24 protein-coding genes are annotated in these 24,765 nt (G+C 66.8%); 11 read left to right on the top strand and 13 right to left on the bottom strand.

The window, feature by feature from the left end; translation table 11 throughout:
- Positions 1–49 precede the first annotated feature (49 nt).
- Genes ntrC through dusB form a run of 3 tightly spaced genes read right to left on the bottom strand, consistent with a single transcriptional unit; the run spans position 50 to position 3,542 of the window.
- The gene (gene ntrC / locus ASE58_RS10235; RefSeq protein ID WP_055820633.1) at positions 50–1,504 is read right to left on the bottom strand and encodes a nitrogen regulation protein NR(I); all 1,455 of its coding nucleotides are present in this window, start codon (positions 1,502–1,504) and stop codon (positions 50–52) included.
- Positions 1,501–2,571, bottom strand: coding sequence for a two-component system sensor histidine kinase NtrB (locus ASE58_RS10230; protein ID WP_055820630.1), 1,071 nt, complete (start codon positions 2,569–2,571; stop codon positions 1,501–1,503). Before ASE58_RS10230 ends, ntrC begins: the two co-directional genes overlap by 4 nt.
- A complete protein-coding gene (gene dusB / locus ASE58_RS10225) occupies positions 2,547–3,542 on the bottom strand; it encodes a tRNA dihydrouridine synthase DusB (protein WP_055820627.1) in 996 nt (331 codons plus the stop codon). Before dusB ends, ASE58_RS10230 begins: the two co-directional genes overlap by 25 nt.
- A 92-nt stretch (positions 3,543–3,634) precedes the next feature.
- On the opposite strand from dusB, the gene ASE58_RS10220 reads away from it, so the two are divergent.
- Genes ASE58_RS10220 through ASE58_RS10210 form a run of 3 tightly spaced genes read left to right on the top strand, consistent with a single transcriptional unit; the run spans position 3,635 to position 5,833 of the window.
- Positions 3,635–4,777, top strand: a complete 1,143-nt coding sequence (locus ASE58_RS10220; protein WP_055820625.1) for a bifunctional 2-C-methyl-D-erythritol 4-phosphate cytidylyltransferase/2-C-methyl-D-erythritol 2,4-cyclodiphosphate synthase — start codon at positions 3,635–3,637, stop codon at positions 4,775–4,777.
- Positions 4,774–5,289 (top strand): hypothetical protein, encoded by a 516-nt coding sequence (locus ASE58_RS10215; protein ID WP_055820623.1) that lies wholly within the window; start codon positions 4,774–4,776, stop codon positions 5,287–5,289. Before ASE58_RS10220 ends, ASE58_RS10215 begins: the two co-directional genes overlap by 4 nt.
- A 4-nt stretch (positions 5,290–5,293) precedes the next feature.
- Positions 5,294–5,833: a CinA family protein gene (locus ASE58_RS10210; protein WP_055821115.1), complete on the top strand. Its 540-nt coding sequence runs from the start codon at positions 5,294–5,296 to the stop codon at positions 5,831–5,833.
- Here ASE58_RS10210 and ASE58_RS10205 read toward each other — a convergent pair.
- Both ASE58_RS10205 and lipA read right to left on the bottom strand, forming a co-directional pair.
- Entirely contained in the window at positions 5,755–6,255 is a 501-nt protein-coding gene (locus ASE58_RS10205) for a type II toxin-antitoxin system RatA family toxin (RefSeq protein WP_055820620.1), read from the bottom strand. The genes ASE58_RS10210 and ASE58_RS10205 overlap by 79 nt on opposite strands.
- Entirely contained in the window at positions 6,255–7,181 is a 927-nt protein-coding gene (gene lipA, locus ASE58_RS10200; RefSeq protein ID WP_055756943.1) for a lipoyl synthase, read from the bottom strand. Before lipA ends, ASE58_RS10205 begins: the two co-directional genes overlap by 1 nt.
- Positions 7,182–7,288: 107 nt before the next feature.
- On the opposite strand from lipA, the gene ASE58_RS10195 reads away from it, so the two are divergent.
- On the top strand, positions 7,289–7,915 hold the full coding sequence (locus ASE58_RS10195) for a carbonic anhydrase (RefSeq protein WP_156347687.1): 627 nt from the start codon (positions 7,289–7,291) through the stop codon (positions 7,913–7,915).
- Between the two features lie 44 nt (positions 7,916–7,959).
- Here the strand turns inward: ASE58_RS10195 and aspS are convergent, their stop codons facing one another.
- The gene (gene aspS, locus ASE58_RS10190; RefSeq protein WP_055821111.1) at positions 7,960–9,756 is read right to left on the bottom strand and encodes an aspartate--tRNA ligase; all 1,797 of its coding nucleotides are present in this window, start codon (positions 9,754–9,756) and stop codon (positions 7,960–7,962) included.
- A gap of 113 nt (positions 9,757–9,869) precedes the next feature.
- Between aspS and rnd the strand changes: the two genes are divergently transcribed.
- Together rnd and ASE58_RS10180 are read left to right on the top strand one after the other, a co-directional pair.
- The gene (gene rnd / locus ASE58_RS10185; protein WP_055756624.1) at positions 9,870–11,045 is read left to right on the top strand and encodes a ribonuclease D; all 1,176 of its coding nucleotides are present in this window, start codon (positions 9,870–9,872) and stop codon (positions 11,043–11,045) included.
- Positions 11,042–11,329 (top strand): I78 family peptidase inhibitor, encoded by a 288-nt coding sequence (locus ASE58_RS10180; RefSeq protein ID WP_055820614.1) that lies wholly within the window; start codon positions 11,042–11,044, stop codon positions 11,327–11,329. The genes rnd and ASE58_RS10180 overlap by 4 nt, the downstream gene beginning before the upstream one ends.
- Before the next feature lie 134 nt (positions 11,330–11,463).
- On the opposite strand, the gene ASE58_RS10175 is transcribed toward ASE58_RS10180, so the two are convergent.
- Genes ASE58_RS10175 through ASE58_RS10160 form a run of 4 tightly spaced genes read right to left on the bottom strand, consistent with a single transcriptional unit; the run spans position 11,464 to position 17,001 of the window.
- Positions 11,464–12,960: a Ppx/GppA family phosphatase gene (locus tag ASE58_RS10175; RefSeq protein WP_235513562.1), complete on the bottom strand. Its 1,497-nt coding sequence runs from the start codon at positions 12,958–12,960 to the stop codon at positions 11,464–11,466.
- The gene (locus ASE58_RS10170; RefSeq protein WP_055756620.1) at positions 12,957–15,131 is read right to left on the bottom strand and encodes an RNA degradosome polyphosphate kinase; all 2,175 of its coding nucleotides are present in this window, start codon (positions 15,129–15,131) and stop codon (positions 12,957–12,959) included. The genes ASE58_RS10175 and ASE58_RS10170 overlap by 4 nt, the downstream gene beginning before the upstream one ends.
- Positions 15,128–15,766, bottom strand: coding sequence for a hypothetical protein (locus ASE58_RS10165; protein WP_055756618.1), 639 nt, complete (start codon positions 15,764–15,766; stop codon positions 15,128–15,130). Before ASE58_RS10165 ends, ASE58_RS10170 begins: the two co-directional genes overlap by 4 nt.
- On the bottom strand, positions 15,763–17,001 hold the full coding sequence (locus tag ASE58_RS10160) for a hypothetical protein (protein WP_055756616.1): 1,239 nt from the start codon (positions 16,999–17,001) through the stop codon (positions 15,763–15,765). Before ASE58_RS10160 ends, ASE58_RS10165 begins: the two co-directional genes overlap by 4 nt.
- Positions 17,002–17,060: 59 nt before the next feature.
- Here ASE58_RS10160 and purM point away from each other — a divergent pair, with 59 nt between their 5' ends.
- From purM to ASE58_RS10140, 4 genes are read left to right on the top strand one after another with little or no spacing between them, the layout of a single operon-like run.
- The gene (gene purM, locus ASE58_RS10155) at positions 17,061–18,167 is read left to right on the top strand and encodes a phosphoribosylformylglycinamidine cyclo-ligase (RefSeq protein WP_055820610.1); all 1,107 of its coding nucleotides are present in this window, start codon (positions 17,061–17,063) and stop codon (positions 18,165–18,167) included.
- Complete coding sequence (gene purN / locus ASE58_RS10150; protein WP_443024653.1) at positions 18,160–18,729, top strand: phosphoribosylglycinamide formyltransferase; 570 nt, start codon at positions 18,160–18,162, stop codon at positions 18,727–18,729. The genes purM and purN overlap by 8 nt, the downstream gene beginning before the upstream one ends.
- Positions 18,726–18,986: a hypothetical protein gene (locus ASE58_RS10145; RefSeq protein WP_055820604.1), complete on the top strand. Its 261-nt coding sequence runs from the start codon at positions 18,726–18,728 to the stop codon at positions 18,984–18,986. Before purN ends, ASE58_RS10145 begins: the two co-directional genes overlap by 4 nt.
- A complete protein-coding gene (locus ASE58_RS10140; protein ID WP_055820600.1) occupies positions 18,983–19,585 on the top strand; it encodes a hypothetical protein in 603 nt (200 codons plus the stop codon). Before ASE58_RS10145 ends, ASE58_RS10140 begins: the two co-directional genes overlap by 4 nt.
- 228 nt (positions 19,586–19,813) lie before the next feature.
- On the opposite strand, the gene ndk is transcribed toward ASE58_RS10140, so the two are convergent.
- The 3 genes from ndk to ASE58_RS10125 all read right to left on the bottom strand — a co-directional run bounded on the left by ndk (position 19,814) and on the right by ASE58_RS10125 (position 22,283).
- Positions 19,814–20,236: a nucleoside-diphosphate kinase gene (gene ndk / locus ASE58_RS10135; RefSeq protein WP_055756278.1), complete on the bottom strand. Its 423-nt coding sequence runs from the start codon at positions 20,234–20,236 to the stop codon at positions 19,814–19,816.
- 81 nt (positions 20,237–20,317) lie between these two features.
- A complete protein-coding gene (locus ASE58_RS10130; RefSeq protein ID WP_055820597.1) occupies positions 20,318–20,755 on the bottom strand; it encodes a DNA polymerase III subunit chi in 438 nt (145 codons plus the stop codon).
- A gap of 58 nt (positions 20,756–20,813) precedes the next feature.
- Positions 20,814–22,283, bottom strand: coding sequence for a leucyl aminopeptidase (locus tag ASE58_RS10125; protein ID WP_055821105.1), 1,470 nt, complete (start codon positions 22,281–22,283; stop codon positions 20,814–20,816).
- A gap of 170 nt (positions 22,284–22,453) precedes the next feature.
- On the opposite strand from ASE58_RS10125, the gene ASE58_RS10120 reads away from it, so the two are divergent.
- Complete coding sequence (locus tag ASE58_RS10120; RefSeq protein ID WP_055820594.1) at positions 22,454–24,691, top strand: LPS-assembly protein LptD; 2,238 nt, start codon at positions 22,454–22,456, stop codon at positions 24,689–24,691.
- The last annotated feature ends 74 nt before the right edge of the window (positions 24,692–24,765 follow it).

The following is a 24,765-nucleotide window of genomic DNA, read 5'->3' as shown; positions in this document are numbered from 1 at the left end:
TCGCGCGCTAAAGCACGTCAAATCGCAACATTATCGCAACTGGGACGGATTAGCGTTCCTTCTCCGCATGATAGGCGCGCACGGCAGGGTCAATCCCCAGTTCGTCGAGCCGCTTGCGCAGGGTATTGCGGTTCAGCCCCATCGCTTTTGCAGCACGCAACTGGTTGTTGGCATGGCGATCGAGCATCGCTTCGATCAGCGGGCGTTCGACGTCGGAAATCAGTCGGTCGTACAGCGTGCCGTTCTCCAGCGTCACCGGCTCTTCGCGTGCGATACGGCGCAACCATGCGCGCACCGCGTCGTCAAGATCGGCGTCCGGCTGTGCCGCCGGTCGCGGCCCGGCCTCCCCCAGCGTTCCACGCAGCTCGCTCGCCTCGATCGCGGTATCGCGGCCGAGGACGGCGACACGCCGCATCAGGTTCTCCAGCTCGCGGACATTGCCGGGCCAGTCATGCGCCTCCAGCAACGCCTGCGCGTCGGCGGTCAGCGTCTTGCGCGGCAGGCCATCGCGTGCCGCCTGGTCGAGAAAGTGGCGGGCGAGGAGCGCCACGTCCTGTCGCCGCTCGCGCAAGGGCGGCAGGGCAATCGGCACGACGTTCAGCCGATAGAACAAATCCTCGCGGAACTGGCCCGACTGGACCTGCACGGCCAGCGTCTTGTTGGTCGCCGCGACGATGCGGACATCGGCACGGATGACGCGCGCGCCGCCGACGCTGGTGAATTCGCCCGATTGCAACACGCGCAGCAGCCGGGTCTGCGCTTCCATCGGCATGTCGCCGATCTCGTCAAGGAACAGCGTGCCGCCCGCTGCCTGTTCGAACTTGCCGGCCGAGCGTTGCGCCGCGCCGGTAAAGGCGCCGCGCTCGTGGCCGAACAGTTCCGCCTCGATCAGCTCACGCGGGATCGCGGCCATGTTGAGTGCGATGAACGGTGCGCGGCGGCGGCGGCCCAGATCGTGGATCGCCCGCGCCACCAGTTCCTTGCCGGTGCCCGATTCACCCGTCACCAACACCGTCAGGTCGGTCGCGACGACCCGTGCGATGACCCGGTACACGTCCTGCATCGCCGGCGAGCGGCCGATCAGCGGCAGCGATGAATCGATCGCGTCGACCGGCTGTTCTTCCGCCCCGCGCGATCGCCGCGCCAGCGCACCCCGTACCGCCAGCGCCAGCGTATCGAGGTCGAACGGCTTGGGCAGATAGTCGAACGCCCCCGCCTCTGTCGCGCGTACGGCGGTGGTCAGTGTGTTGCGCGCCGACAGCACGATGATCGGCAGGTCTGGAAATTCGGTATTGAGCTTCGCCGCCATCTCCAGCCCGTCGCCGTCAGGCAGCACGACGTCGGTCACCAGCACGTCCGGTAACCCCGCACGCAGTTCAGCATGCAACTGGCCCAGCGTGCCGACGCTCTGCACCGCATGCCCCTCGCGGCGGAGCGCCTGTGCCACGACGGTACGGATCGCCGCGTCGTCGTCGACCAGCAGGATGCGCGATGAACCGGTCATGCGCGCGGCAGGTGGAGGCGGAACACGGTCATCGGCGGATATCCTTCGCGGCTATAGCGGACGAAGCCATTCATCTCCCCCACCAGTTTCTCGACCATCGGCAGGCCAAAGCCGCGCCCCTCGCGCTTGCCCGACACGAACGGTTCGAACAGGTGGCCAGCGATGTCGGCGGGTGCGCCGGGGCCATTGTCGGTCACGGTCAGCTCGATCGGCACCGCGCGCCGTTCGCCGTTGCCAACGCCGTGCGACATGCCGTGGCGAAAGGCGGTGCCGAGGATGATGCGGGGTTGCTCGACCTTTTCCAGCGCTTCGGCGGCGTTCTTCAGCAGGTTGACCATGACCTGGACGAACGCATCGCGATCGATCCGCACCGGCGGCAGCGATGGGTCGAAGCGTTCCTCGATCACGATCCCGCGCGCAAAGCCGGCCGAGGCCAGCTGCACGGCATGGGCGAGGACGGGATAGATATTCTGCGCCTGCAGCGCGCGCGGCCGGTCGTCGGTGAAATCCTGCATCCGGTCGATCAGCGCGGCAATGCGGTCGACCTCGGCGATGATAAGGTCGGTCAGGACGCTGCGGTCGTCGACCTCGCCGGCCAACAGCTGCGCCGCACCGCGAATGCCCGACAGCGGGTTCTTGATCTCATGCGCCAGCATCGCGGCGGCTCCGATGGCGGCACGGGCGCCGGCCGCGCGCGACGCGCTATGGGCATCGCGAATGCCGTAGAGCATGACGACGCGCCATGCCGATCCGTGCGCCGCCGGACTGTCGTGGAAATCGACGCGCAACCGCCCGCCGCGCCGCAGCTGCAATTCGCAGTCATAGCTGGCGAAAGCCCGTCCGTCGCGCGGATCGCTATAGCCCGGCGGGACCGAGACGACCTGTTCGAGCGACAGCCCACGCATCGCCCGATCAGATTGGTTGAGCAGCAACTCCGCCGCGACATTGGCGTGGGCGATGCACCCTGTATCGTCCAGCACCAGCGCCGCCACCGGCAGGCCGGCGAACAGTTCGGCGAACGAGGGCAGCCCCTCGACCGCGCTCACGCCGCCGCGCGCGTGCACCACGGCGCGTAGAAATCGGCGAGCATGCCCAGCACGGTGCGGGAATCGGGCTGCTGGTTCACCTTGTTGCGGAACTCGGCCGAGCCGTGCAGCCCCTTGGTGTACCAACCGATATGCTTGCGCATCATGTTGACGCCGGTTTCCTCGCCATAATGGTCGAGCATCATGTGGTAATGCTCGACGATCAGGCGATATTGTTCCTCGACCGAGGGATCGGTCGGTGCCGTGCCGCCCGACAGTGCGGCCATGACCTGCGCCAGCAACCACGGCCGGCCATAGGCGCCGCGCCCGATCATCACGCCGTCCGCGCCCGACTGGTCAAGCGCGGTGCGGGCATCGTCGACCGAGCAGATGTCGCCGTTGACGATCACCGGCACCTTCACCGCGTCCCTCACCCGGCGGACGAATGCCCAGTCGGCATGGTCGCGATACATCTGGTTGCGCGTACGGCCATGGACCGTCACCATCTGCGCGCCCAGATCCTCGGCGATATGCGCCAGTTCCGGGGCGTTGAGGCTGCTATGATCCCAGCCCATCCGCATCTTCACGGTAACCGGCACGTCGACCGCCTTCACCACCGCCGCGATCAGGTCGGCGGCGAGCGGCAGGTCACGCATCAGTGCCGACCCGGCATCGCCGTTCGTCACCTTGCGTACCGGGCAACCCATGTTGATGTCGATGATCGCCGCGCCCTTGTCCTCGGCGAGCTTGGCGGCCTCCCCCATCTCGATTGGCGTGCAGCCGACGAGCTGCATCGACACCGGCTCCTCGGCCGGGTCCCACATCGCCTTCTGAATCGACTGGCGTGTCTCGCGGATCGCGGCCTGGCTGGCGATCATCTCCGTAACGTTCAGCCCCGATCCGTGCCGCCGCACCATCTTGCGAAACGGCAGGTCGGTGACACCGGTCATTGGCGCGAGGATCACCGGCGTATCGATCACGACGTCGCCGATGCGGATGGGAGCTAGGGTCATGGATTGTGCCTGAAAATTGGGCAGCACCTTACCGCATCCGCCACCCAAGGGCAAGGCTGGCGGGCCGCCACGGCTTGCGCTAGGCGGACGCCATGCAGACCGGTCCAACCATCGCCCTGATCGTCGCCGCCGGAACCGGCGTCCGATCGGGCAGCAGCCTGCCCAAGCAATATGCCCCCATCGCCGGACGGGCGATGATCGCCCACGCCTACGCGGCACTGGCAAGCCATCCCGGCATCGACCGGGTGCTGGTCGTGATTGGCGAGGGGCAGGAAGCGTCGCTGCGCGCGGCGGTCGGCGAGGTCGAGTTCGTCATCGGCGGGGCGACGCGGCGCGAGAGTGTCGCTGCCGGGCTGGCGGCGATAGGCGATGCCGGCCGGGTGCTGATCCATGACGCGGCGCGGCCGCTCCTGCCCGGCGCCGTGATCGATCGGTTGCTGGCGGCACTGGACAATGCACCGGGCGCGGTGCCGGTCCTGCCGGTTGCCGATACGTTGGCGCTGGGTGGTGCCGCGCTGAGTGACGTAGTGCCGCGCGACCGGCTGGTCCGGGTACAGACGCCGCAGGCCTTTGCAGCCGGTGCCATTCGTGACGCCCATGCCGCGTGGGATGCGTCCGCCGAGGCGACTGACGACGCCCAGATGCTGCGCGCGATCGGACTGGACGTGGCGATGGTCGAAGGGGACAGCATGCTCGAGAAGATCACCTTTCCGGCCGATTTCGCCGCCGCCGAAGCCCGCATGCTGCCGGCGCTCGTGTCGCGCAGCGCCACCGGTTACGACGTCCACCGGTTGGAAGCGGGCGAGGAATTATGGTTGGGCGGCGTGCTGATCCCGCATGATCGCGGCCTGTCGGGGCATAGCGATGCCGATGTCGCGCTCCATGCGATCACCGACGCGCTGCTCGGCACGATCGGTGCGGGCGATATCGGGACGCACTTCCCGCCGAGTGATCCGCAATGGCGTGGCGCGGAGTCGGGGCAGTTTCTCCAGCACGCCGCCTCGCTGGTCCGGGCCGAGGGCGGCATCATCGATTTCGTCGACCTGACGCTGATCTGCGAAGCGCCGAAGATCGGCCCACACCGCGCGGCGATGCGGGCGCGGGTGGCCGCCTTGCTGGAGCTCACCGAGCGGCAGGTGAGTATCAAGGCGACGACCAGCGAGCGGCTGGGCTTTACCGGCCGACAGGAAGGGATCGCCGCGCAGGCCATCTGCACCGTGCGGGTGCCGGCATGAAGCGGCTTGCCGCGCTGCTGGCGCTGGCCGCCTGTGGCAATGCCCCGGTACAGGCCACGCAATCCTGCGTCACCTCGGCCGAGGCCGAGGCGCTGGTGCTGTTCGTCGCGCCGGAACTGATCCGGCAGGCTGGTGCCCGCTGCGCCAACGCCCTGCCGCCGACCGCACTTCTGCGGCGGAGCGGCGGGCCGTTCCTGTCCCGGTATGAAGCCGAGACTGACGCAGCCTGGCCGCAGGCCAAGGCGGCGCTGTCGCGCCTGACCGCGCCACAGGCGATCCAGCTGCTCGATTCGGCGTTCGCCGCGCCGATCGTGGCGTCGCTGATCGCACCGATGGTCGTCGGCAATATCGATGCCGCCGACTGCCCCCGGATCGAACGCGCCGCCACTCTGGTACAGGCGCTGCCGCCTCGTAATGTCGCCGGCCTGATCGTACTGTTTGCCCAGGTCGACGCCGACCGCCCCAACCCCCAGATGCGGCTGCCCTTGTGTCGGCAGGCCGCCCGGAATTGATGTGATGGATAGCATACTCCCCCCCGAACTGGTCGAAGCCGCGCGTCGCGTGGTCGAGGAAAATCGCGCCGCCGGGCGCCGCGTCGCGCTGGCCGAAAGCTGCACCGGCGGGCTGGTCGCCGCCGCGATCACCGAAATTCCCGGCTGTTCGGATGTGTTCGAGGCCGGGTTCGTGACCTATTCGAACGAGGCCAAGATCGGGCTGGTCAAGGTCAGCTCCGACGTGATCGAGACGTTCGGCGCGGTATCGATCGCGACGGCGTGGAGCATGGCGCAAGGCGCGCTGGAAGTGACGCAGGCCGATGTGGCGGTGGCGATCACCGGCGTCGCGGGGCCGGGCGGCGGCAGCGAGAAGAAGCCGGTCGGCACCGTGGTATTTGCACGCGCCGAAAAGGGTGGCGATCCGGCAAAGGTCGTCGCCGACCTGCGCCAGTTCGGTGATCTGGGCCGCGGGACGATCCGGCTTCAGGCGGCGTTGTGCGCGCTCGAACTGTTGCTGCCGCCCGATGTCGCCCCGGAGGAACCCGTCGACGAATCGCCGTAAAGCTGGGCGGCGCGATCCTCGAAAGCGCCGATCATCTTGCGGAGCGCCCGGTCGAAGACCTGACCTGCCAGCATCTCGAACACGCGGTTCTTGAACTGGAAGTCGACGCAGAATTCGACCAGCGTGCCGCCCTGCCCGTCCGGCTTGAACCGCCAGTCATTGTTCAGATATTTGAGCGGCCCATCGAGATAATCGACGCGCAGATGGCCGGGGCGCTCCTTCTGCACTTTCGACGTAAAGCTCTCGCGCAAGCCCTTGAAGCCGACGATCATGTCGGCGACCATCTCCGTCGCGCTGTCCGACCGCACCCGGATCGCGCTGACCCACGGCAGGAACTCGCTGTAGCGACCGACGTCCGCCACCAGGTCGAACATCTGCTCCGGCTTATAGGGCAGATGCCGGGTTTCGCTATGCTTCGGCATTACGCGCGGACGACGCCCAGCTTGGCGTCGCGGTTGGCCCGCATCCGTTCGAAATCGTCGCCCGCGTGATAGCTCGACCGGGTAAGCGGCGACGATGCGACCAGTAGGAAGCCCTTCGCACGGGCGATGGCGGCATAACTGTCGAACGCCTTGGGCGTCACGAAGTCGATGACCTTCGCATGCTTCGGCGTCGGTTGCAGATACTGGCCCATCGTCAGGAAATCGATATCAGCCGAGCGCATGTCGTCCATCACCTGATGGACCTCCATCCGCTCCTCGCCCAGCCCCAGCATGACGCCCGACTTGGTGAAGATCGACGGATCGAGCTTCTTGACGCTCTCCAACAGGCGCAGCGACGCGTAGTAGCGGGCACCCGGACGGATCGTCGGGTACAGGCGCGGCACGGTTTCGAGGTTGTGGTTATAGACGTCCGGGCGGGCCGCCACGATCATCTCGACCGCCGCTTCATGCTTGTTGCGGAAGTCAGGCGTCAGGATTTCGATCGTCGTGGTCGGGTTCGCGGCGCGGATCGCTTCGATCACCTTCACGAACTGCTTGGCGCCGCCATCGGGCAGGTCGTCGCGATCGACCGAGGTGATGACGATATGGTTCAGCCCCATCGCCGCCGCCGCTTCGGCGACATGCTGCGGCTCCATCGGGTCGACCGCGCGCGGCATGCCCGTCTTCACGTTGCAAAACGCGCAGGCGCGGGTGCAGGTGTCGCCCAGGATCATGACGGTCGCATGCTTCTTCGACCAGCATTCGCCAATATTCGGGCAGGCCGCTTCCTCGCACACCGTGGTCAGGCTTTTCGACCGCATCAGCGCGCGGGTTTCGGCCACGACTTTTCCAGTCGGAGCCTTTACGCGAATCCAGTCGGGCTTGCGTTCTCGCTGCGGGCGGGGGAGCGGCGTCATCTCGTTCATGGGCGTCAGATAGCGATGCGCGGGCAAACGAACAACCGCCTGCAACATTCCCGGCCCCCATGCGTCATAGCGCGCGAGGGAAGAGCACAACTTATGATGGAGATTCTTTGATGCACTTCAGCGACCTCAAGGAAGGGTATTACCGTTTCCGCGGCACCGAATGGCAGCAGGAACGCGAACGCTGGAGCGAACTCGCCACCGGGCAGAGCCCCAAGGTGATGGTCATTGCCTGTTCCGACAGCCGCGTCGATCCGGCGACCATCTTCGGCGCGCGTCCGGGCGAGATTTTCGTGGTCCGCAACGTCGCCAACCTGGTCCCGCCGTTCGAGGATGACGGCGGCCGGCACGGCGTGTCGGCGGCGCTGGAATTCGCCGTCACGAAGCTGGAAGTCGAGGAAGTCCTAGTGCTGGGTCACGGTGCGTGCGGCGGCGTGAATGCGTGCCTGACGCAATCGCTCGCCAATACCAAGCCGGGCGAAGGCGGCTTCGTCGCCCACTGGATCGACCTGCTCGACGAGGCCCGTGAAAAGGTCGTTGCCGAGCATGGCACCGGGCCCGAGGGTCAGAAGGCGCTGGAGCAGGAAGGCGTGAAGGTTTCGCTCAACAACCTGATGACCTTCCCGTTCGTGAAGGAACGGGTCGAGGCCGGTACGCTCAAGTTGCACGGTGCGGTGTTCGCGATCGACGACGGACGCCTGCGCGTGCTCGAAGGCGAAACGTTCGAAAACGCCTGAATCGGATCGCGGGGCGGGGCTATCCCCCACCCCGCGAAACGTCTTTAGCCCTCTTTCGGGCCGTCGGCGGTCACCCGGATATTCAGCTCACGCAGCTGCTTGGGCGTCGCATAGTTTGGCGCACCCATCATCAAATCCTCGGCCTTCTGCGTCATCGGGAAGGTGATGACCTCCCGGATATTCGGTTCGTCGGCCAGCAGCATGACGATGCGGTCGACGCCCGGTGCCGAACCACCGTGCGGCGGCGCACCGAACTTGAACGCGTTGATCATGCCCGCAAAGTTCGTGTCGACGTCTTCCTGCGTGTAGCCGGCGATCTCGAACGCCTTGTACATGATTTCCGGGCGGTGGTTCCGGATCGCGCCCGACGACAGCTCCACGCCGTTGCACACGATGTCGTACTGATAGGCGAGGATATCGAGCGGGTTCATCGTCTCCAGCGCTTCCATCTCGCCCTGCGGCATCGAGAACGGGTTGTGGCTGAAATCGACCTTCTTCGCGTCTTCGTCATATTCGAACATCGGGAAGTCGACGATCCAGCAGAACTCGAACCGCTTGTCGTCGATCAGGCCCAGCGTGTCGGCAACGCGGGTGCGGGCAAGGCCGGCGAGCTTGGCCGCCTGTGCTTCCTTGCCGGCGGCGAAGAACACACCATCATCGGGACCAAGGCCGAGCGCCTCAGCGACCTTTGCCATGCCCTCCTCGCCATGGTTCTTGGCGATCGGGCCACCCCATTCGCCGCCCTTGCGCGTGGCATAGCCCAGACCGGCAAACCCTTCGGACTGTGCCCAGGCATTCATGTCGTCGAAGAACTTGCGGCTCTTGTCGGCGGTCTTGGGCGCCGGCACCGCGCGGACGACGTCGCCCGCCTCGACGATCGAGGCGAAGCGGCCGAAGCCCGACCCTACGAAGTGCTGTGAGACGTCGGTGATGATGAGCGGGTTGCGCAGGTCGGGCTTGTCATTGCCGTACTTCAGCATCGATTCACGGTAGGGGATGCGCTGGAATGGCAGCGGCGATACGGTGCGGCCCTTGCCCTGCCAGTTAGCATATTCCTCGAACACGCCGTGCAGAACTGGTTCGATCGCGGCGAACACGTCTTCCTGCGTGACGAAGCTCATTTCGAAATCGAGCTGGTAGAACTCGCCCGGCGACCGGTCGGCGCGGGCGTCTTCGTCGCGGAAGCAGGGGGCGATCTGGAAATAGCGGTCGAAGCCGGCGACCATCAGCAGCTGCTTGAACATCTGCGGTGCCTGCGGCAGCGCATAGAACTTGCCCGGATGGACGCGGCTGGGGACCAGATAGTCGCGCGCGCCTTCGGGGCTGCTCGCGGTCAGGATCGGCGTCTGGAATTCGGTGAAGCCCTGATCGATCATCCGGCGACGCAAAGACGCGATGACGTTCGAGCGCAGCAGGATATTGGCGTGGAGCCGCTCGCGCCGCAGGTCGAGGAAACGATAGCGCAGGCGAATGTCTTCCGGGTACTCGGCTTCGCCCGCGACCGGCATCGGCAGCTCCTGCGCCGCCGACTGGAGCGTCGCCGAGCGCGCGTAGATTTCGATCGCGCCGGTGGCCAGGTTCGGGTTCTTCGTTGCCTCGCTGCGCAGCTTCACATTGCCATCGATGGTCAGCACCGATTCGGTGCGCGCCGATTCGAGCAGCGCGAGCGCGGGCGAATCGCTGTCGGCAACGATCTGGGTGATGCCGTAATGGTCGCGCAGGTCGATGAAGAGCACGCCGCCATGGTCGCGCTTGCGATGCACCCAACCCGACAGGCGGACGGTATCGCCGTCGTTCGCGTCGGTCAGTTGGCCGCAGTTATGGGTGCGATAGGCGTGCATCATTCGGAACCTTATGGCCGGGAAACTTCCCAGTCTGGAATAATTCGGATGCGCGCCGCTTCCCCCCCTCACCCCCTTTTGTCAAGGCGCGGAACCCTTGCTATGCGGAGCCGATGCACATCCATCCGTTGATCGAGGACAGCGCGACCCTCGCCGCCCTCTGTACCCGCCTCGCCCAGTCCGACTTCGTTGCCGTCGACACCGAATTCATGCGCGAGAACAGCTATTGGCCGGAACTCTGCCTGATCCAGATCGCCAATACCGAGGAAGCCGCCGCGATCGACCCGATGGCGCCGGGCATCGACCTGACCCCGCTGCTCGAGCTGCTGACCGATAACGACGAGGTATTGAAGGTCTTCCATGCCGGCGGGCAGGATATCGAGATCGTCTATAACCTGACTGGCAAGACCCCCTTCCCGATGTTCGATACCCAGGTGGCGGCGATGGCGCTGGGCCAGGGGGAGCAGGTCGGCTATTCGAATCTGGTCGATGCCTATCTGGGGATCACGGTCGACAAGGGCGCGCGCTTTACCGACTGGTCGCGCCGCCCGCTGGACGACCGGCAGATCGACTATGCGATCGCCGACGTGACGCATCTCTCGGTGATTTTCCCCAAGATGCTCGGCAAGTTGCGCAAGACCGGACGCGGGCTGTGGCTGGATGAGGAGATGGAGCGGATCGCCGATCCCTCCAACTACTTCAACGACCCCGAACAGGTGTGGCAGCGCATCCGCGTCAACAGCCGCAAGCCCGAGGTGCTGGGCCGGCTGAAGGCGCTGGGCAAGTGGCGCGAGCTGGAGGCGCAGGGCAAGAACCTGCCGCGCGGCCGCATCGTCAAGGACGAGACGATCGCCGACCTCGCCGGCAACCCGCCGCGCAAGCAGAGCGATCTGGCAAAGGTGCGCGGGCTGTCGGCGGCGTGGGCGCATAACGATATCGGCGGACGGATGATGGACGCGCTGGCGAATGCCAAGCCGCTGCCCGCCGACCAGATGCCGGGCCGCGACGAGCGCAAGCCGGCGCTGGGCAAGGAAGGGGCGCTGGTCGCCGACCTGCTGAAACTGCTGCTGAAGATCCGCGCGAACGAGATCAAGGTCGCGTCGCGGCTGCTGGCGCGGTCGGACGATCTGGAGGCGCTGGCCGCCGGGCAGCGCGAGGGGCTGTCGATCCTGAACGGCTGGCGGTTCGAACAGTTCGGCTGCGATGCGCTGGCGCTGGTCGAGGGTCAGCTGGGGTTCACCGTGCTGGGTGGAAAGCTGAAGATGACCCGAGCGGAGGTAGTGGAATGAAGCCGACCATCCTGATCGCAGCATTGGCGCTGGGTGCCTGCGCGACGACGAAGCCGAGCAACAGCGCGCCGGCTCTGGCCGATTCGTGCGATACCAGCATCCTGGCGGCGCTGGTCGGCAAGCCGTTCTCGGCAGCGGTCGAGGCCGAGGCGAAAAAGCAGTCGGGGCTGACCAACGTCCGCGTGATCCGGCCGGGCATGGCGGTGACGATGGATTTCCGGCCCGGCCGGCTCAACATCGACATCGATGAGAAGGGCGTCGTGACCGGATTTCGCTGCGGCTGACGTCCAAAGTTCACAAAGTTCACACTCGCACACTGTTTGTGCCACTATCCTCCGAACGCCGCTCCCGCGAGGGCTGGTATGGCGGGCGCGAGGGCAGAGGCTAGCCAAGCCCTGCAGTGTAGGAAAGCACCGCGTCAGCGGGTGACGAGCGCCGCGTCCATGCCCAGTGCCGTCGCCAGTGCACGATGCCGTTTCTGCACCGCTTCGCCATAGAGCGCCACGTCCGCCGTCGGGACGACCAACTCCACCTGCCCGCGCTTGCGCCGAACGTCGGTGCGTTGCAGCGGGGTCGCGACGCCGCCGCTCAACCGCTGGCCCAGCCGCATCGCGAGGCCCCAGCGATGCGCCGCCTCCAGCGCGGCGATCGGCGCCAATCGGCCGAGCGGTTCGGGCGGCCCCTCGGCGCTGCCGCCGCCCAGGCAGCTGTGCAGCGCCTGCGCGACGATCGCGCGGCCGGCGGCGTCGATCGCGACCCAATTGCCGTGCAGCGCGATCTCCACGCCGCGTTCCGCGCGGAATTCGGGGTTCGCATGCCAGCCCACATCGGCCAGCAGGCAGGCGGCATGGCGCAGCCGGACGGCGGCGGGGTCGTCGTCGGGGAATAGTGGCGCGATCCATTTGTGGAGCAGGTCGCCATGTTCGACGAAGCGCCCCTGCCGCGCCCCTTCGTCATGGGCGGCGACGATCAGCGGGTCCTGCTTGCGCACTTCAGCGGGCATCGCGGCGTAGAGCAGCCCTTCGCGCAGGCCATAGGCGGAGATCATCGTCGTCGCGCTGCCCAATTGTCGCGCCATCGCCGACAGCACGGCAGTGGCATTGTCGAGCGTCGGCACGCGCCCGCCCGACAGGTTCGGCACGGCCTTCAGATCGGCACGCTGCGTATCGGCGATGATCCGCTCCAGCTCGGCAATCCGCCCGAGTGACATGGTATAGCCATGTGCGATCGGCAGCGGATAGCCGGTCAGGTGCATGTCGAAGCGCGCCAGCGTGCGCCACGATCCGCCGACCAGATAGAAGGGCAGCCCCTTCCCCCGCCCGGTCCAGCCGGCATCAGCCACCAGCCGCTGCACCACCCGGTCGAGTTCGCCCGCGCGGCGTTCGCGGATCGCGCCGATGCGCAGGACGCCCAGCGGGAACGACACGCGGTCGCCGATCTTGCCGTTCTTGATACGGACCAGTTCGAGGCTGCCCCCACCCAGGTCCCCGACGATCCCGTCGGCATCGGGAATGGCGGACAGCACGCCGTGGCCGGCGGCCTGCGCCTCTTCCTCGCCGGTCAGCGTCTCGACCGTCAGGCCCAGCGATTCGGCCAGCGCCACCAATTCGTGGCCATTGGCAGCATCGCGGACGGCTGCGGTGGCGACGGTGCGGACGACCTCGACCTGCATTTCGCGGGTCAGCCATGCGAAGCGGCGCAGCGCGGTGCTGGCCAGCGCCATCGCCTCCGGCTCGATCCGACCGGTTTCTGCAAGCGAGCGACCCAAGCCGGCCAGGACCTTTTCATTGAACAGCGTGGCCGGAATCCGATCCGGCCCGCCATAGACGACCAGCCGGATCGAGTTCGACCCGATGTCGATGATCGCACTATGCGCCGCGCTGACCGGGCGGCTGATCCAGGGCAGGCGGATCAAGCCGCGCCGTCCCGTGCCGCTCGCCACGCGCGCAGCGACAGTTTCTGCGGCACGGTCGCCGATCCGCTCTCGATCGCGGCACCCCGGCCCGACAGCGAGGGATTGGTCATGAAATAGCGATGCAGGTTGAACGGGCGATCGCCCTTTGCCACACGGCGATAACTGCCATCGGGTCCCAGCTCCCAGGTCTGTTCGGTGTCGAGCAGGTTCGCGACCATGACCTGATCGAGCACCTGGTCGTGGACGGTCGGGTTGTTGATCGGCATCAGATATTCCACGCGGCGGTCGAAATTGCGGGGCATCCAGTCGGCCGACGACACATAGACCAGCGCGTCGTCATTGGGCAGCGCCTGTCCATTGCCGAAGCAATAGATCCGGCTGTGTTCGAGGAAGCGGCCGACGACCGACTTCACGCGGATGTTGTCGGACATGCCGGGTACGCCGGGGCGCAGGCAGCAGATGCCGCGCACGATCAGGTCGATCTGTACCCCTGCCGCCGATGCTTCGTAGAGCTTGTCGATCAGGGCGGGGTCGACCAGCGAGTTCATCTTCAGCCAGATCGAGCCTTCGCCGCCGGTGCGCGCGGTCTGGATTTCCCCCTCGATCAGCGCCTCCAGCCGGTTGCGCAGGTCGCGCGGGGAAATGGCAAGCTGTTGCAGTGACTGCGGTTCGACATAGCCGGTGATGTAGTTGAACACCTGCGCCGCATCGCGGCCGATCACCGGATCGGCGGTGAAGAAGCTGAGGTCGGTGTAGATACGCGCAGTGATCGGATGGTAATTGCCGGTGCCGAAGTGGCAATAGGTGCGATAGCCCTGCTCTTCACGACGGACGACCATCGAGATTTTCGCGTGGGTCTTCCACTCGATAAAGCCGTAGACGACCTGCACCCCGGCGCGTTCGAGGACCGAGGCGAGGTTCAGGTTCTGCTCTTCATCGAACCGGGCCTTCAGCTCGACGACGGCGGTCACCGACTTGCCCGCCTCTGCAGCGGCGACCAGTGCAGCGACGACGGCGGACTGCTTGCCCGCGCGGTACAGCGTCTGCTTGATCGCGACGACATCGGGGTCGGCGGCGGCCTGTTTCAAGAAAGCCAGCACCACGTCGAAGGTTTCGTACGGGTGGTGGACGACGATATCCTTCGCCCGGATCGCCGCGAAACAGTCGCCGCCATATTCGCGGATGCGTTCGGGGAAGCGGGGGCTGAAGGGCGGGAATTTCAGGTCGGGGCGGTCCTCGGCGACCAGCATCGACAGGTCGCCGATGCCGAGGAACCCGCCGGTTTCGGTGATAAGCGCGTCGCTGCCGCCCATTTCGTCGCGCAGCAGCTGGACCAGTTCGTCGGAAATACCCGATTCGATTTCGAGGCGGATGATCCGGCCACGCCGCCGCCGTTTGATCGCGGTGCGGAAGTAGAGGACCAGATCCTCGGCCTCTTCCTCCAGTTCGATGTCGCTGTCGCGGATGACCCGGAACGCTGCAGACGCGCGCACGGTGTAGCCGGGGAAGAACAGGTTGGAGAAATGGCGCAGGATCGTCTCGATCGCGACATAGCGCGCGGCCTTGCCCGGCAGGCGGACGAAGCGCGGCATGGCCGGTGGCAGCAGCACGACTTCGCGCACCTCCACATCGTCCGAGCGGCGGATCAGATCGAACAGCATCGCCGAGCCGAGGTTCGGGATGAAGGGAAACGGGTGCGCCGGGTCGAGCGCCTGCGGGGTCAGGACCGGGAAGACCTGTTCGCGGAAATGCCGTTCCAGCCAGACTTCGGTATCGCCATGGATCGCATCGGCCCCGAGCACGAATACGTCGGCCTCGGCCAGGCTGGCGGCGATGTCGCGCCAGATGCGCTGCTGGCTGTCGACCAGTCCGGCGGCATCGACGGTGATCGCGGCCAGCTGTTGCGAGGGCGTCAGGCCGTCGACCGATTCATGGCCGACCCCCTGGTTCTGCTGCCCCTTGAGGCCCGCCACGCGCACCATGAAGAATTCGTCGATGTTCGTGGCGGAGATCGACAGGAACCGCAGCCGCTCGAGGAGCGGATGGTCGGGATTGCACGCCTCGTCCAGCACGCGGCGGTTGAACGCCAGCCACGACAGCTCGCGGTTGAAATAGCGTGCTTCCGGCGCGGCGGCCACGGTGGTGCGGGCGGAGGGAACCGGATCGTTCACAGCAGGCGGTCCAGCAACAGCGGGCTGGAACCCAGCGCGGCGCGCGCGGTCGGGATCGTCAAACGGCGCGTCGAGCGCAACATTGCATCTTCCTCCAAAGCCTCGACGATCCGAAGCACCGCAAGGTGGCTCCGTTCGACGCGGCGGGCAAGCCAGCGCACGACATCCGGCGCGGCAACGAGTTCCTTCCTGTCGAACAGATATTGCAGCAGTGTTTCGATCAGCAGTTCATCGGGCGCTTCCAGCCGCAACACCGGCGTCGCCCCCATGCGCGAGCGGAGGTCAGGCAGGCCGATCCGCCAAATCGGCGGCGGGGCGTCGGCGACGATCAGCAACGGCTGCCCCTCGCTCTGCGCGCGGTTCCACGCGTGGAACAGTTCGGTCTCGTTCCAGCGTTCGGCATCGTCGGCGATCGTGCCGCCGCTGCGCGCGACGAACGAGCGGGCGAGCAATGTCCGGCCCGATTTGCGCGGGCCGACCAGCAGCGCGGCCTTGACCGGCCACGTTTCCCAATGGTCGAGATGGTGGACGGCGGCTTCGTTCGACGGCCCTACGAGGAACAGGTCCTGCCGGGCGCCGGCGGGCAGTTCGAGGGAGAAGGAAAGCTGAGCCGAACCGATACGCGACTGGGTCATCCCTGCGGCGTACTCGGCGGCGGGGGCGTTGGGGCGGCGCGGCGGCGGATGCGCAGCGCGCCGTCGCCCTGCTGCACCTGCCAGCCGCGTGCCTCCAGCGCGGCGGCGAAGATCGCAGCGTCGCCGTCGAAGGTGACGCGGAGCACCGAGACACCGCCCAGCGCCAGGCTGGAGGTCGCGGCGGCGCGGACGCCGGGTACCGCGCGCAATGCCGCTTCGGTCGATTCGACGGCGGCTGCGTTCGGCGTATCGGCCTGGATCGACAGGGTGATCGCTTCGGTCGCGGGCGCGGCGGTCGGCGTGGCGGTGGGATCGGGCAGCGCCGGGTCGACGGCTTCTTCCTCAACCGGGATGACCGGCGTGCCCGGTGGCGGGGCGGCGAGGACGACATCGGGGCGCAGCGTGCCGGCCTGCAACGCCTGCTGATACATGGCGTCGATCCGTCGGACCCCTTCGTCTAGGAGCGCGGGGATCGCATCGCCCTGATCGACGCGCAACGAGAAGCTGCCGAGCAGACGGTTGTCGGGGCCATACCCGGCGGTGAAGGTGCCGATCACCGGGCCGCCGGGCCATTGGCGGTACAGCCGGACCTGCGGGATCAGCACGTCGGACGCGCCGTACTGGTTGAGGACGGTGCGCCACCAGCCGCGTCCGCGCCGGGTCACCTGTCCGGCGTTCAGCAGCAGGCCGTCGGCGCCGGTGCCGCTGGGGCGGACATAATCCATGACGCTGCCCCCGGTGCGGAAGCGCGCCCATGCCGCCTGCCACGGGGTCGCCCGTTCGAACACGGTGCCGGTGCCGCCGTCCCAGATGAGGGGGAGGACCAGCATGGCGGGGCTGCGCTCCGACACGCCGGCGATGCCGAGGATCGACGCGGCGCGGCCACGATTGAACAGCACGCCCAGGCGCGCGATGTAGCGTTTCGGGCCAATCTGTTCGCTTTCGACGACGATCGCGCTCACCAGCGAATCGAGCGTGCCGTCGGGCAGCGAGCGTGCCTGACCCGTCAGCCGCTGCGACAGCATCTGCCAGCCCTTGCGCTGGGCGATGCGCCAGCCGGCGGTGCGGGCGGCGTCGGCGGAGGGGCCGGCGACGTCGACGCGGACCCCGTTCACCTCGAAACTGCCCGAGCTGTCGACGGCGGCGACACCGCCCTGTTGCGCCACGACCGCGCCGGTGGCGACGACGCCCAGGGCGACGGCGGCAAGGATGCGGCGGGGCTGATACGAAGTCATGGCTGCCTTTTGACGAAGCAGGCGTGGAAATCCAAGCGCGATGTAGCTAACCGGGCGACATGAGCAACGAAGCGGACCGCGGCGGCGGCTATACCTACGCACAGGCAGGCGTATCGATCGCGGCGGGCAATGCCCTGGTCCGCGCCATCGGGCCGTTGGCGAAATCGACACGGCGTCCCGGCGCGGATGCGGAACTGGGCGGGTTCGGCGGGGTGTTCGACCCCAAGGCTGCCGGGTTCAAGGACCCGTTGCTGGTCGCGGCGAATGACGGCGTCGGCACCAAGCTGAAGCTGGCGATCGAGCACAATGCCCATGATGGCGTCGGCATCGATCTGGTCGCGATGTGCGCCAACGACCTGATCGTGCAGGGTGCCGAGCCACTGTTCTTCCTCGATTACTATGCGACGGGGAAGCTGGTCGCCGAGACTGCCGAACGCGTGGTCGGTTCGATCGCGGAAGGGTGCCGTCAGGCCGGTTGCGCGCTCATCGGTGGCGAGACGGCGGAAATGCCGGGCATGTACGAGGGCGAGGATTACGACCTTGCCGGCTTCTGCGTCGGTGCGGTCGAGCGCGAACAACTGCTGACCGGCGACAAGGTGGCGGTCGGCGACGTGATACTCGGCCTCGGCTCGTCGGGGGTGCATTCGAACGGTTTCTCGCTCGTGCGGCGACTGGCGGCGGACAAGGGCTGGAAGATGGACCGCCCTGCCCTGTTCGATCAGGACGTGCTGCTGATCGATGCGCTGATGGCGCCGACCAAAATCTACGTGAAGTCGCTGCTGCCGCTGCTGCGCGAGGGGCGCATCCATGGGCTGGCGCACATCACCGGCGGCGGGCTGCTGGAGAATATCCCGCGCGTCTTGCCCGAGGGTGCCCATGCCCAGGTCGATGCCGATGCGTGGGAACAGCCGCGACTGATGGCGTTCCTGCAGGCGCAGGGCAATATCGAGCCGGAAGAGATGGCGCGGACGTTCAACTGTGGCATCGGCATGGCGGTGCTGGTCGCCGCCGCGGATGCCGATGCAGTTGCCGCCGCGCTGTCGCAAGCGGGCGAGACCGTCGTGCGGATCGGCACGGTCGAGGCGGGCGACAAGGGCTGCACCGTGAAGGGCAGCGCGGGCACGTGGAGCGCCCGTGCCGACTGGAGCGCGACGCACCTTGGCTAAGCACCGTGTCGGGGTCCTGATCTCGGGACGGGGGTCAAACATGGCGTCGCTGGTCGCAGCGGCGCGGGCGCCTGATTGCCCGTATGAGATCGTGCTGGTGGCGTCGGACAAGCCCGCTGCCGCCGGCCTGGCCCACGCCGCCGAACAGGGCATCGCGACCTTCGCCCATTCGCCCCGCGGTATCCCGAAGGCGGAGTATGAGGCGGCGATTGACGATGCGCTGCGGGACGCGGGCGTCGAGACAATCGCGCTGGCAGGTTACATGCGGCTGCTGTCGGGAGATTTCGTCGCGAAGTGGCGTGACCGGATCGTCAACATCCACCCCTCGCTGTTGCCAGCTTATAAAGGGCTCGACACCCACGCACGGGCGATCGCGGCGGGCGATGCCGAAGCGGGCTGTTCGGTGCATGTCGTCACCGAAGAGCTGGATGCCGGGAGCGTATTGGCCCAGGCGCGCGTTCCGATCCTGCCCGACGATACCGCCGATATCCTGGCGGCGCGGGTGCTGGTGGAGGAACATCGCCTCTACCCGCAAACCCTGGCGGAGTTCGTGACACGATGACCGAGATGCTCGACCTGATCCGTGAAGCCGCAAAGGTGTTGCCGGAAACGCAGGAACGCGAAGCGGGCGAGGCGACGGTCTTCACGGTCGAAGGGAATGATTTTGTGCGGATCGTCGGTGACAGCGCGACCGTGCGCGGCGATGACGGCTGGAGCGTGATCGACGCCGACAGCGATCCCGTCGCCATCGAGGATGCCGTGGCCCATGCATGGGAACTGGCCGCGCCGCGCGCGTTGCTGGAGGCCGGCGGGCGGTGAGCGACGCCGAGGACGCGCGGGCCGAGCGGCGGCGCTGGATCACGCTGGCCGAAGGCGTGGCGGTGGCCGGTGTCGTGATCGGCGGGCTGACGCTGTGGAACAACGTGTCCGAACGACGGACGGCGGATGCCGAGCGTGCGGCCGAGCGCGTGTCCTCGGCAAAGGCGAAGACCGCGCTTGCGATCGTCGCGACGCCGGATGGCGACGGCGAGCGGCTGGTGCTGAGCGCGGCCGACCGGCGGATCGAGCGGATCGACGTGACGTTCCCGCCAACGCTGAAGGTGCCGGCCAAGTCGGCGGTGGGCGATGTCGCGATCGCGGCCGATTGGGTGCGCGCTCCGTTGTTGGCGATCACCGATGGCGGTGCCGATGCGATCGAAGGGCGGTTGCCGGTTGCGGTGACGGCGACATGGTGGGACGGCGATACCCAGCGGCAGTCGAGCGCGATCTACGATCTGGTGTTTGCCACCCATGGACGGATCGTTGGCGGGCGGTCGCTGAAGCTCGTTGCGCTGGCGCGACGTGAGGGTGCGAGCGGCGGCGTGGCGCATCGGCTGGACACGTTGTGGGCGCAGGAATTGGGGCGGTTGGCGGGATAGCGCCTCCCGTTCGTGCCGAGTAGGGGCTGAGCGAAGTCGAAGACCCGTATCGAAGCACCTGTGGCACGGGTCCTTCGATACGCCATTTCGACAGGCTCAATGGCTACTCAGGACGAACGGTGGGTTGGTTCGCCACACGTTCTCGACAAGCTTTAAGCCGTGCGAGACAAAGAAAAAGGCCCGCCTCCCATCGGAAGCGGGCCTTTCGCATTTCAGCCGGGGCTGAAATCAGCCGACGATTTCTTCCGGCTTGAAGAAGAAGTCGATTTCGATCTTCGCATTCTCTTCCGAATCCGAACCATGGACCGAATTCGCTTCGATCGATTCGGCCAGTTCCTTGCGGATCGTGCCGGCATCGGCGTTGGCCGGGTTGGTCGCGCCCATGATGTCGCGGTTGGCCTGCACGGCGTTTTCGCCTTCCAGCACCTGCACGACGACGGGGCCCGAGATCATGAACGACACGAGGTCGTTGAAGAACGGACGCTCACGGTGCACGCCGTAAAAGCCTTCGGCCTGTTCGCGGGTCATCTGGATACGCTTCGAAGCGACGACGCGCAGGCCGGCTTCCTCCAGCATCTTGGTGACGGCGCCGGTCAGGTTGCGGCGGGTCGCGTCGGGCTTGATGATCGAAAAGGTACGGGTAGCGGCCATGGTGGTCGCGGCTCCTGCGTTCTGGTTGTTGGAAGGCTTGTCGCCGGTCCACCTAGTCGGGCGACGCGCGACAGGCAAGCGTTACGCCGCCTGTTCCCAGCCGCCATCGCCCTGCCGCCAGTACCGCCGCTCGACGTCCTCGCGGTCGGACAGCCCCTTCCACGCGGCACGCGCGGCGGCGATGTGATCCTCGCCGAAGAAGTGGAACGCGCGGTCGAAGGTCAGCGCGTCGTCCCGCCAGCGGCCATCGACGATCGCGACGTTGCGCGCGGCGTTGGCGTCGGTCAATTCGGGAGCGATCAGCACCGCTTGCAGCGCGTCGTCGCTTGCTCCTGCCTCGGCGTGGGGCAGGAAGCTGTCGGGGGCGTAGGTCCACAGCAGCATGTCGAGGTGGCGGCGCTGGTCGGCGTTGTCGGACAGCAGCAACAGGCGCTCGCCATCATCATGCAGCCGTTGGGCGATGCGCGGCAGTACCCGGTCGAGCGGGCTGCGGGTCAGATGGTAGAAGTCGACTTTCATTTCCGTTCGCCTCCGTCATCCCGGCTTTCACCGGGATGACGGGTAAGGGTGGGTTCGGTCAGCCTTCGAAATTATCCGCCACGAACCGGTCGAGCAGGCGCACGCCGAAGCCGGTCGCGCCCTTGTCGTGGTGGTTGCCGGGCTTGTCGGCCCACACCATGCCGGCGATGTCGAGATGCGCCCAACGCACGCCATCCTCGATATAGCGCTTCAGGAACTGCGCGGCGGTGATCGAGCCTGCCCCGCGCGGGCCGATATTCTTCATGTCGGCGATCGGGCTGTCGAGCAGCTTGTCGTACGCCGGCGACAGCGGGAAGCGCCACAGCAGGTCGCCCGATTCGCGCGACGCCACCAGCAGTTCGTCGGCGAGCGAGTCGTCATTGGCGAACAGGCCGCCATGTTCGCTGCCGAGGCTGATGATCATGGCCCCGGTCAGGGTCGCGAGGTCGACGATCGTCTTCGGCCTGTGCGTCCGCTGGACCCAGGTCAGCACGTCGCACAGCACCAGCCGCCCTTCAGCGTCGGTGTTCAGCACCTCGATCGTCTGGCCCGACATCGACGTCACCACGTCACCAGGGCGCTGTGCCTTGCCGTCGGGCATGTTCTCGACGAGGCCGACGACGCCGATGACGTTCGCCTTCGCCTTGCGGCTGGCCAGCGCCTTCATCGCACCCGCGACCGCGCCCGCGCCGCCCATGTCCCACTTCATGTCCTCCATGCCGGGTCCGGGCTTCAGCGAGATACCGCCGGTGTCGAAGGTCACGCCCTTGCCGACCAGCGCGACGTCGACATCGCCCTCGCCCTTGCCGTTCCAGCGCATGGCAAGCAGGCGCGATTCCTTTTCCGAGCCTAGGCCGACGCCCAGCAGCGCGCCCATGCCCAGTTCGGCCATCTGCCGTTCGTCGAGAATGGTCAGTTCGACACCCAGCGCCTCAAGATCGCGGCACTTCTCGACGAAGCTGACCGGGTACAGGATGTTCGGCGGATCGGTAACGAGGGTGCGGGTGAGGTCCAGCCCCTTGGTCAGCGCGTCGGCCGCAACGAACGCGTCGTCGATCCCGTCCGGAGCGCCGACGATGGTCAGGCCGGTCAGCGTCGGCTTCGATTTTTCAGGCAGCTTGGTGCGATAGCCGTCCTGCCGCCAGCCGCGCTGCGCCGCCGTTGCCGCAAAGCGCGCGATCGCCTTTGCCGACACGTCGCTGCCGGTAAAGTCGACGGTCAGGTCGGTCAGACCCGAAACGAGGAAGCGTCCGGTCAGCGCGCCGCCCGCCTTTTCCAGCGCCGGCCCTTCCCCGTCGCCGATGCCGAGCAGGATGACGCGGCCGGCGCTGTCGCCTTCGCCGGGGACAAAGATTTCCGCGATCGACCCGGCTTCGCCCTCGAAGCGTCCGGCACGCGCGGCACCGGCCACCAGCGTCGCGACGTGCGGCTCCAGGCCCGCCGCGTCGATCCGGTCGAGCCCGCCGGTGGCGATGGGCAGGACGAGGGCGGTGGCGGTGCCCCGCTGGGGCGCGAACTGGATCGAAATCGACATGGGTTTCCTCTGGATCTTGGCGCACGGGGCGCGGGCACCTTCTAGGCGCGTCGCGACCGGCAGGTAAAGCGGGCCAAGGGCGATTGCGGTTCCGCCCGCACGATGCAATAGCGCGGAACGAACGTCCGCACGTCGGACGGCAACGGTTTGGGGAAGCGAGACTAGTGAAGCGTTCGTTGGGGTCGCTTGCCCTTGGCCTTTCGCTGGCGATCGCCGGCCCTGCGGTCGCACAGGATCTGCAGGATCGCAGCCAGCCGCCCCCGCCGCCGGAAAGCGCGCTGCCGACGCCCGCGACCCAGGACCAGATCGATTTCTCGTCTGACCTGCTGACCTATGACAGCAATACCGACGTGGTGACCGCGACCGGCGAAGTCCAGTTGCTGCGCGAGGGCAACCGGCTGCGCGCCGACCGGGTGACGTGGAACCGCAAGAGCGGACAGGTGGTGGCCGACGGCAACATCGCCGTCACCAACCCGCAAGGCGACGTGGCCTATGGTGACCGGATCGAACTGACCGACAGCCTGAAGGACGGCGTGGTCGACAACATGCTGGTCGTCCTCGACGAAGGCGGCCGGATCGCGGCCAAGCGCGGCACCCGGTCGGAAAACGGCGTCGTGACGGTCGAAAGCGCGGCCTATACCCCATGCGCCGTCACCAATTCCGCCGGGTGTCCCAAGGAACCGTCGTGGAAGATCACCGCGTTGAAGGTCCGCTACGACCCGACGCGTAAGCGCATCCGCTATACCGGTGCAGGCCTCACCATCTTCGGCCTGCCGACCATTCCGTTGCCGTCCTTCTCGCATTCGATCGGCGATGGCAGCGATTCGGGACTGCTCGCGCCGTCGATCCGGCTGGACCGGGTGAACGGGCTGGAAGTCGCGGTCCCCTATTACATCAACCTCGCGCCCAATCGTGACCTGACGATCACCCCGCACGTCTTTACTGCCGTGCTGCCCATGCTGCAGGCCGAATACCGGTCGCTGTCGTCCAAGGGTGCGTACCGGGTGCAGGGATATGGCACGATCAGCCGCCGCAGCGACGATCTGGTGCTGGGCGCATCGCCGACCGGTACCGAACGGTCGTTCCGCGGCTATGTCGATGCGGTCGGCCGGTTCCAGCTCGATCCGAACTGGAGCGTGTCCGGATCGCTACGCTACACCACCGACCAGACGTTCCTGCGCCGCTACGACATTTCGCGCGACGACCGGCTGCGCAACAATGTGACCGTCGAGCGGATCGACCGCGATTCGATGCTGTCGATCAGCGGCTGGGCGGTGCAGACGCTCCGGGTCGGCGATAATCAGGGGATGCAGCCGGTCGCGCTGCCCGAACTCGATTATCGCCGCCGTTTCAACGGCTTGCTGGGCGGCGTCGCGCAGATACAGCTGAACACGCTGGCGATCGGCCGAAGCGAAGGACAGGACACGCAGCGTGCCTTTGTCGCCGCGCGGTGGGACCTGACGCGCTATACGCCGCTGGGGCAGGAGGTGACCTTCACCGCCTATGGCCGGGCCGATGCGTATAACGCGCACGACACCATCGATACGGCGGTGCTGAGCTATCGCGGGGACGAAGGCTTTACGCCGCGCGGAATCGCGGCGGTTGCGGTCGATGTCCGCTGGCCATTCATCGGCGCGATCGGACGCGGGACCCAGCGGATTTCCCCGCGCGTGCAGCTGGTCGCATCGCCCAAGATCGCCAACCTGGCCGTGCCGAACGAAGATGCGCGGGCGGTCGATCTGGAGGATTCGAACCTCTTCGCGCTCAACCGCTTCGCCGGATATGACCGGTTCGAGGATTCGTCGCGCGTAACCTATGGCATCGACTATGCGCTCGACCTGCCGGGCGTGGCGGTGTCGGCGACGGTCGGGCAGAGCTATCGCACCAGCCAGCGTGCCAGCATCCTGCCGAGTGGTACGGGACTGGACGACCGGTTTTCCGATATCGTCGGCCGCACCGATATCCGTTTCCGCGAGTTCGTGACCTTCACCCATCGCTACCGGCTGGACAAGGACGGGGCGAAGATCCGCCGCAACGAGCTGGACGCGACGATCGGCAGCCGGCGGACCTATTTCCAGGTCGGCTATCTGCGGCTGAACCGCGATATCGACGAGCTGGAGGATTTGCAGGATCGCGAGGAAGTGCGCGTTGCCGGGCGGGCGGCGTTCGGGCCGTTCTGGTCGGCCTTCGCATCGGCCACGATCGACCTGACCGACAAATCGGAGGATTCGCTGTCGATTTCCGACGGGTTCGATCCGATCCGTCACCGCGTGGGTGTCCAATATGAGGACGACTGCCTGCGGCTGGGCCTGACGTGGAAGCGCGATTACCAGCGGATCGGCGACGCGCGCAACGGCAGCAGTTATCTGGTAACGCTGGCATTGAAGAACCTGGGACGATAAGGCTCTGTTCAGGCGCGGCGGGCCATGCAATTGCCCCAATGATGCGGCACCGCCCTGACCATCCGCGCATGGGA

Origin of the sequence: Sphingomonas sp. Leaf9 (genome assembly GCF_001421355.1) — a bacterium.
Lineage (GTDB): Bacteria > Pseudomonadota > Alphaproteobacteria > Sphingomonadales > Sphingomonadaceae > Sphingomonas.
The sequence above is the reverse complement of the archived record's forward strand: the minus strand, read 5'-3'. Positions and strand labels throughout refer to the sequence as shown.

Coding starts and splice junctions, on each gene's coding strand:
- ntrC (WP_055820633.1), bottom strand. CDS start 1,504: ATGACCGGTTCATCGCGCATCCTGCTGGTCGACGACGACGCGGCGATC.
- dusB (WP_055820627.1), bottom strand. CDS start 3,542: ATGACCCTAGCTCCCATCCGCATCGGCGACGTCGTGATCGATACGCCG.
- ASE58_RS10220 (WP_055820625.1), top strand. CDS start 3,635: ATGCAGACCGGTCCAACCATCGCCCTGATCGTCGCCGCCGGAACCGGC.
- ASE58_RS10215 (WP_055820623.1), top strand. CDS start 4,774: ATGAAGCGGCTTGCCGCGCTGCTGGCGCTGGCCGCCTGTGGCAATGCC.
- ASE58_RS10210 (WP_055821115.1), top strand. CDS start 5,294: ATGGATAGCATACTCCCCCCCGAACTGGTCGAAGCCGCGCGTCGCGTG.
- ASE58_RS10205 (WP_055820620.1), bottom strand. CDS start 6,255: ATGCCGAAGCATAGCGAAACCCGGCATCTGCCCTATAAGCCGGAGCAG.
- lipA (WP_055756943.1), bottom strand. CDS start 7,181: ATGAACGAGATGACGCCGCTCCCCCGCCCGCAGCGAGAACGCAAGCCC.
- aspS (WP_055821111.1), bottom strand. CDS start 9,756: ATGCACGCCTATCGCACCCATAACTGCGGCCAACTGACCGACGCGAAC.
- rnd (WP_055756624.1), top strand. CDS start 9,870: ATGCACATCCATCCGTTGATCGAGGACAGCGCGACCCTCGCCGCCCTC.
- ASE58_RS10180 (WP_055820614.1), top strand. CDS start 11,042: ATGAAGCCGACCATCCTGATCGCAGCATTGGCGCTGGGTGCCTGCGCG.
- ASE58_RS10165 (WP_055756618.1), bottom strand. CDS start 15,766: ATGACCCAGTCGCGTATCGGTTCGGCTCAGCTTTCCTTCTCCCTCGAA.
- ASE58_RS10160 (WP_055756616.1), bottom strand. CDS start 17,001: ATGACTTCGTATCAGCCCCGCCGCATCCTTGCCGCCGTCGCCCTGGGC.
- purM (WP_055820610.1), top strand. CDS start 17,061: ATGAGCAACGAAGCGGACCGCGGCGGCGGCTATACCTACGCACAGGCA.
- ASE58_RS10145 (WP_055820604.1), top strand. CDS start 18,726: ATGACCGAGATGCTCGACCTGATCCGTGAAGCCGCAAAGGTGTTGCCG.
- ndk (WP_055756278.1), bottom strand. CDS start 20,236: ATGGCCGCTACCCGTACCTTTTCGATCATCAAGCCCGACGCGACCCGC.
- ASE58_RS10130 (WP_055820597.1), bottom strand. CDS start 20,755: ATGAAAGTCGACTTCTACCATCTGACCCGCAGCCCGCTCGACCGGGTA.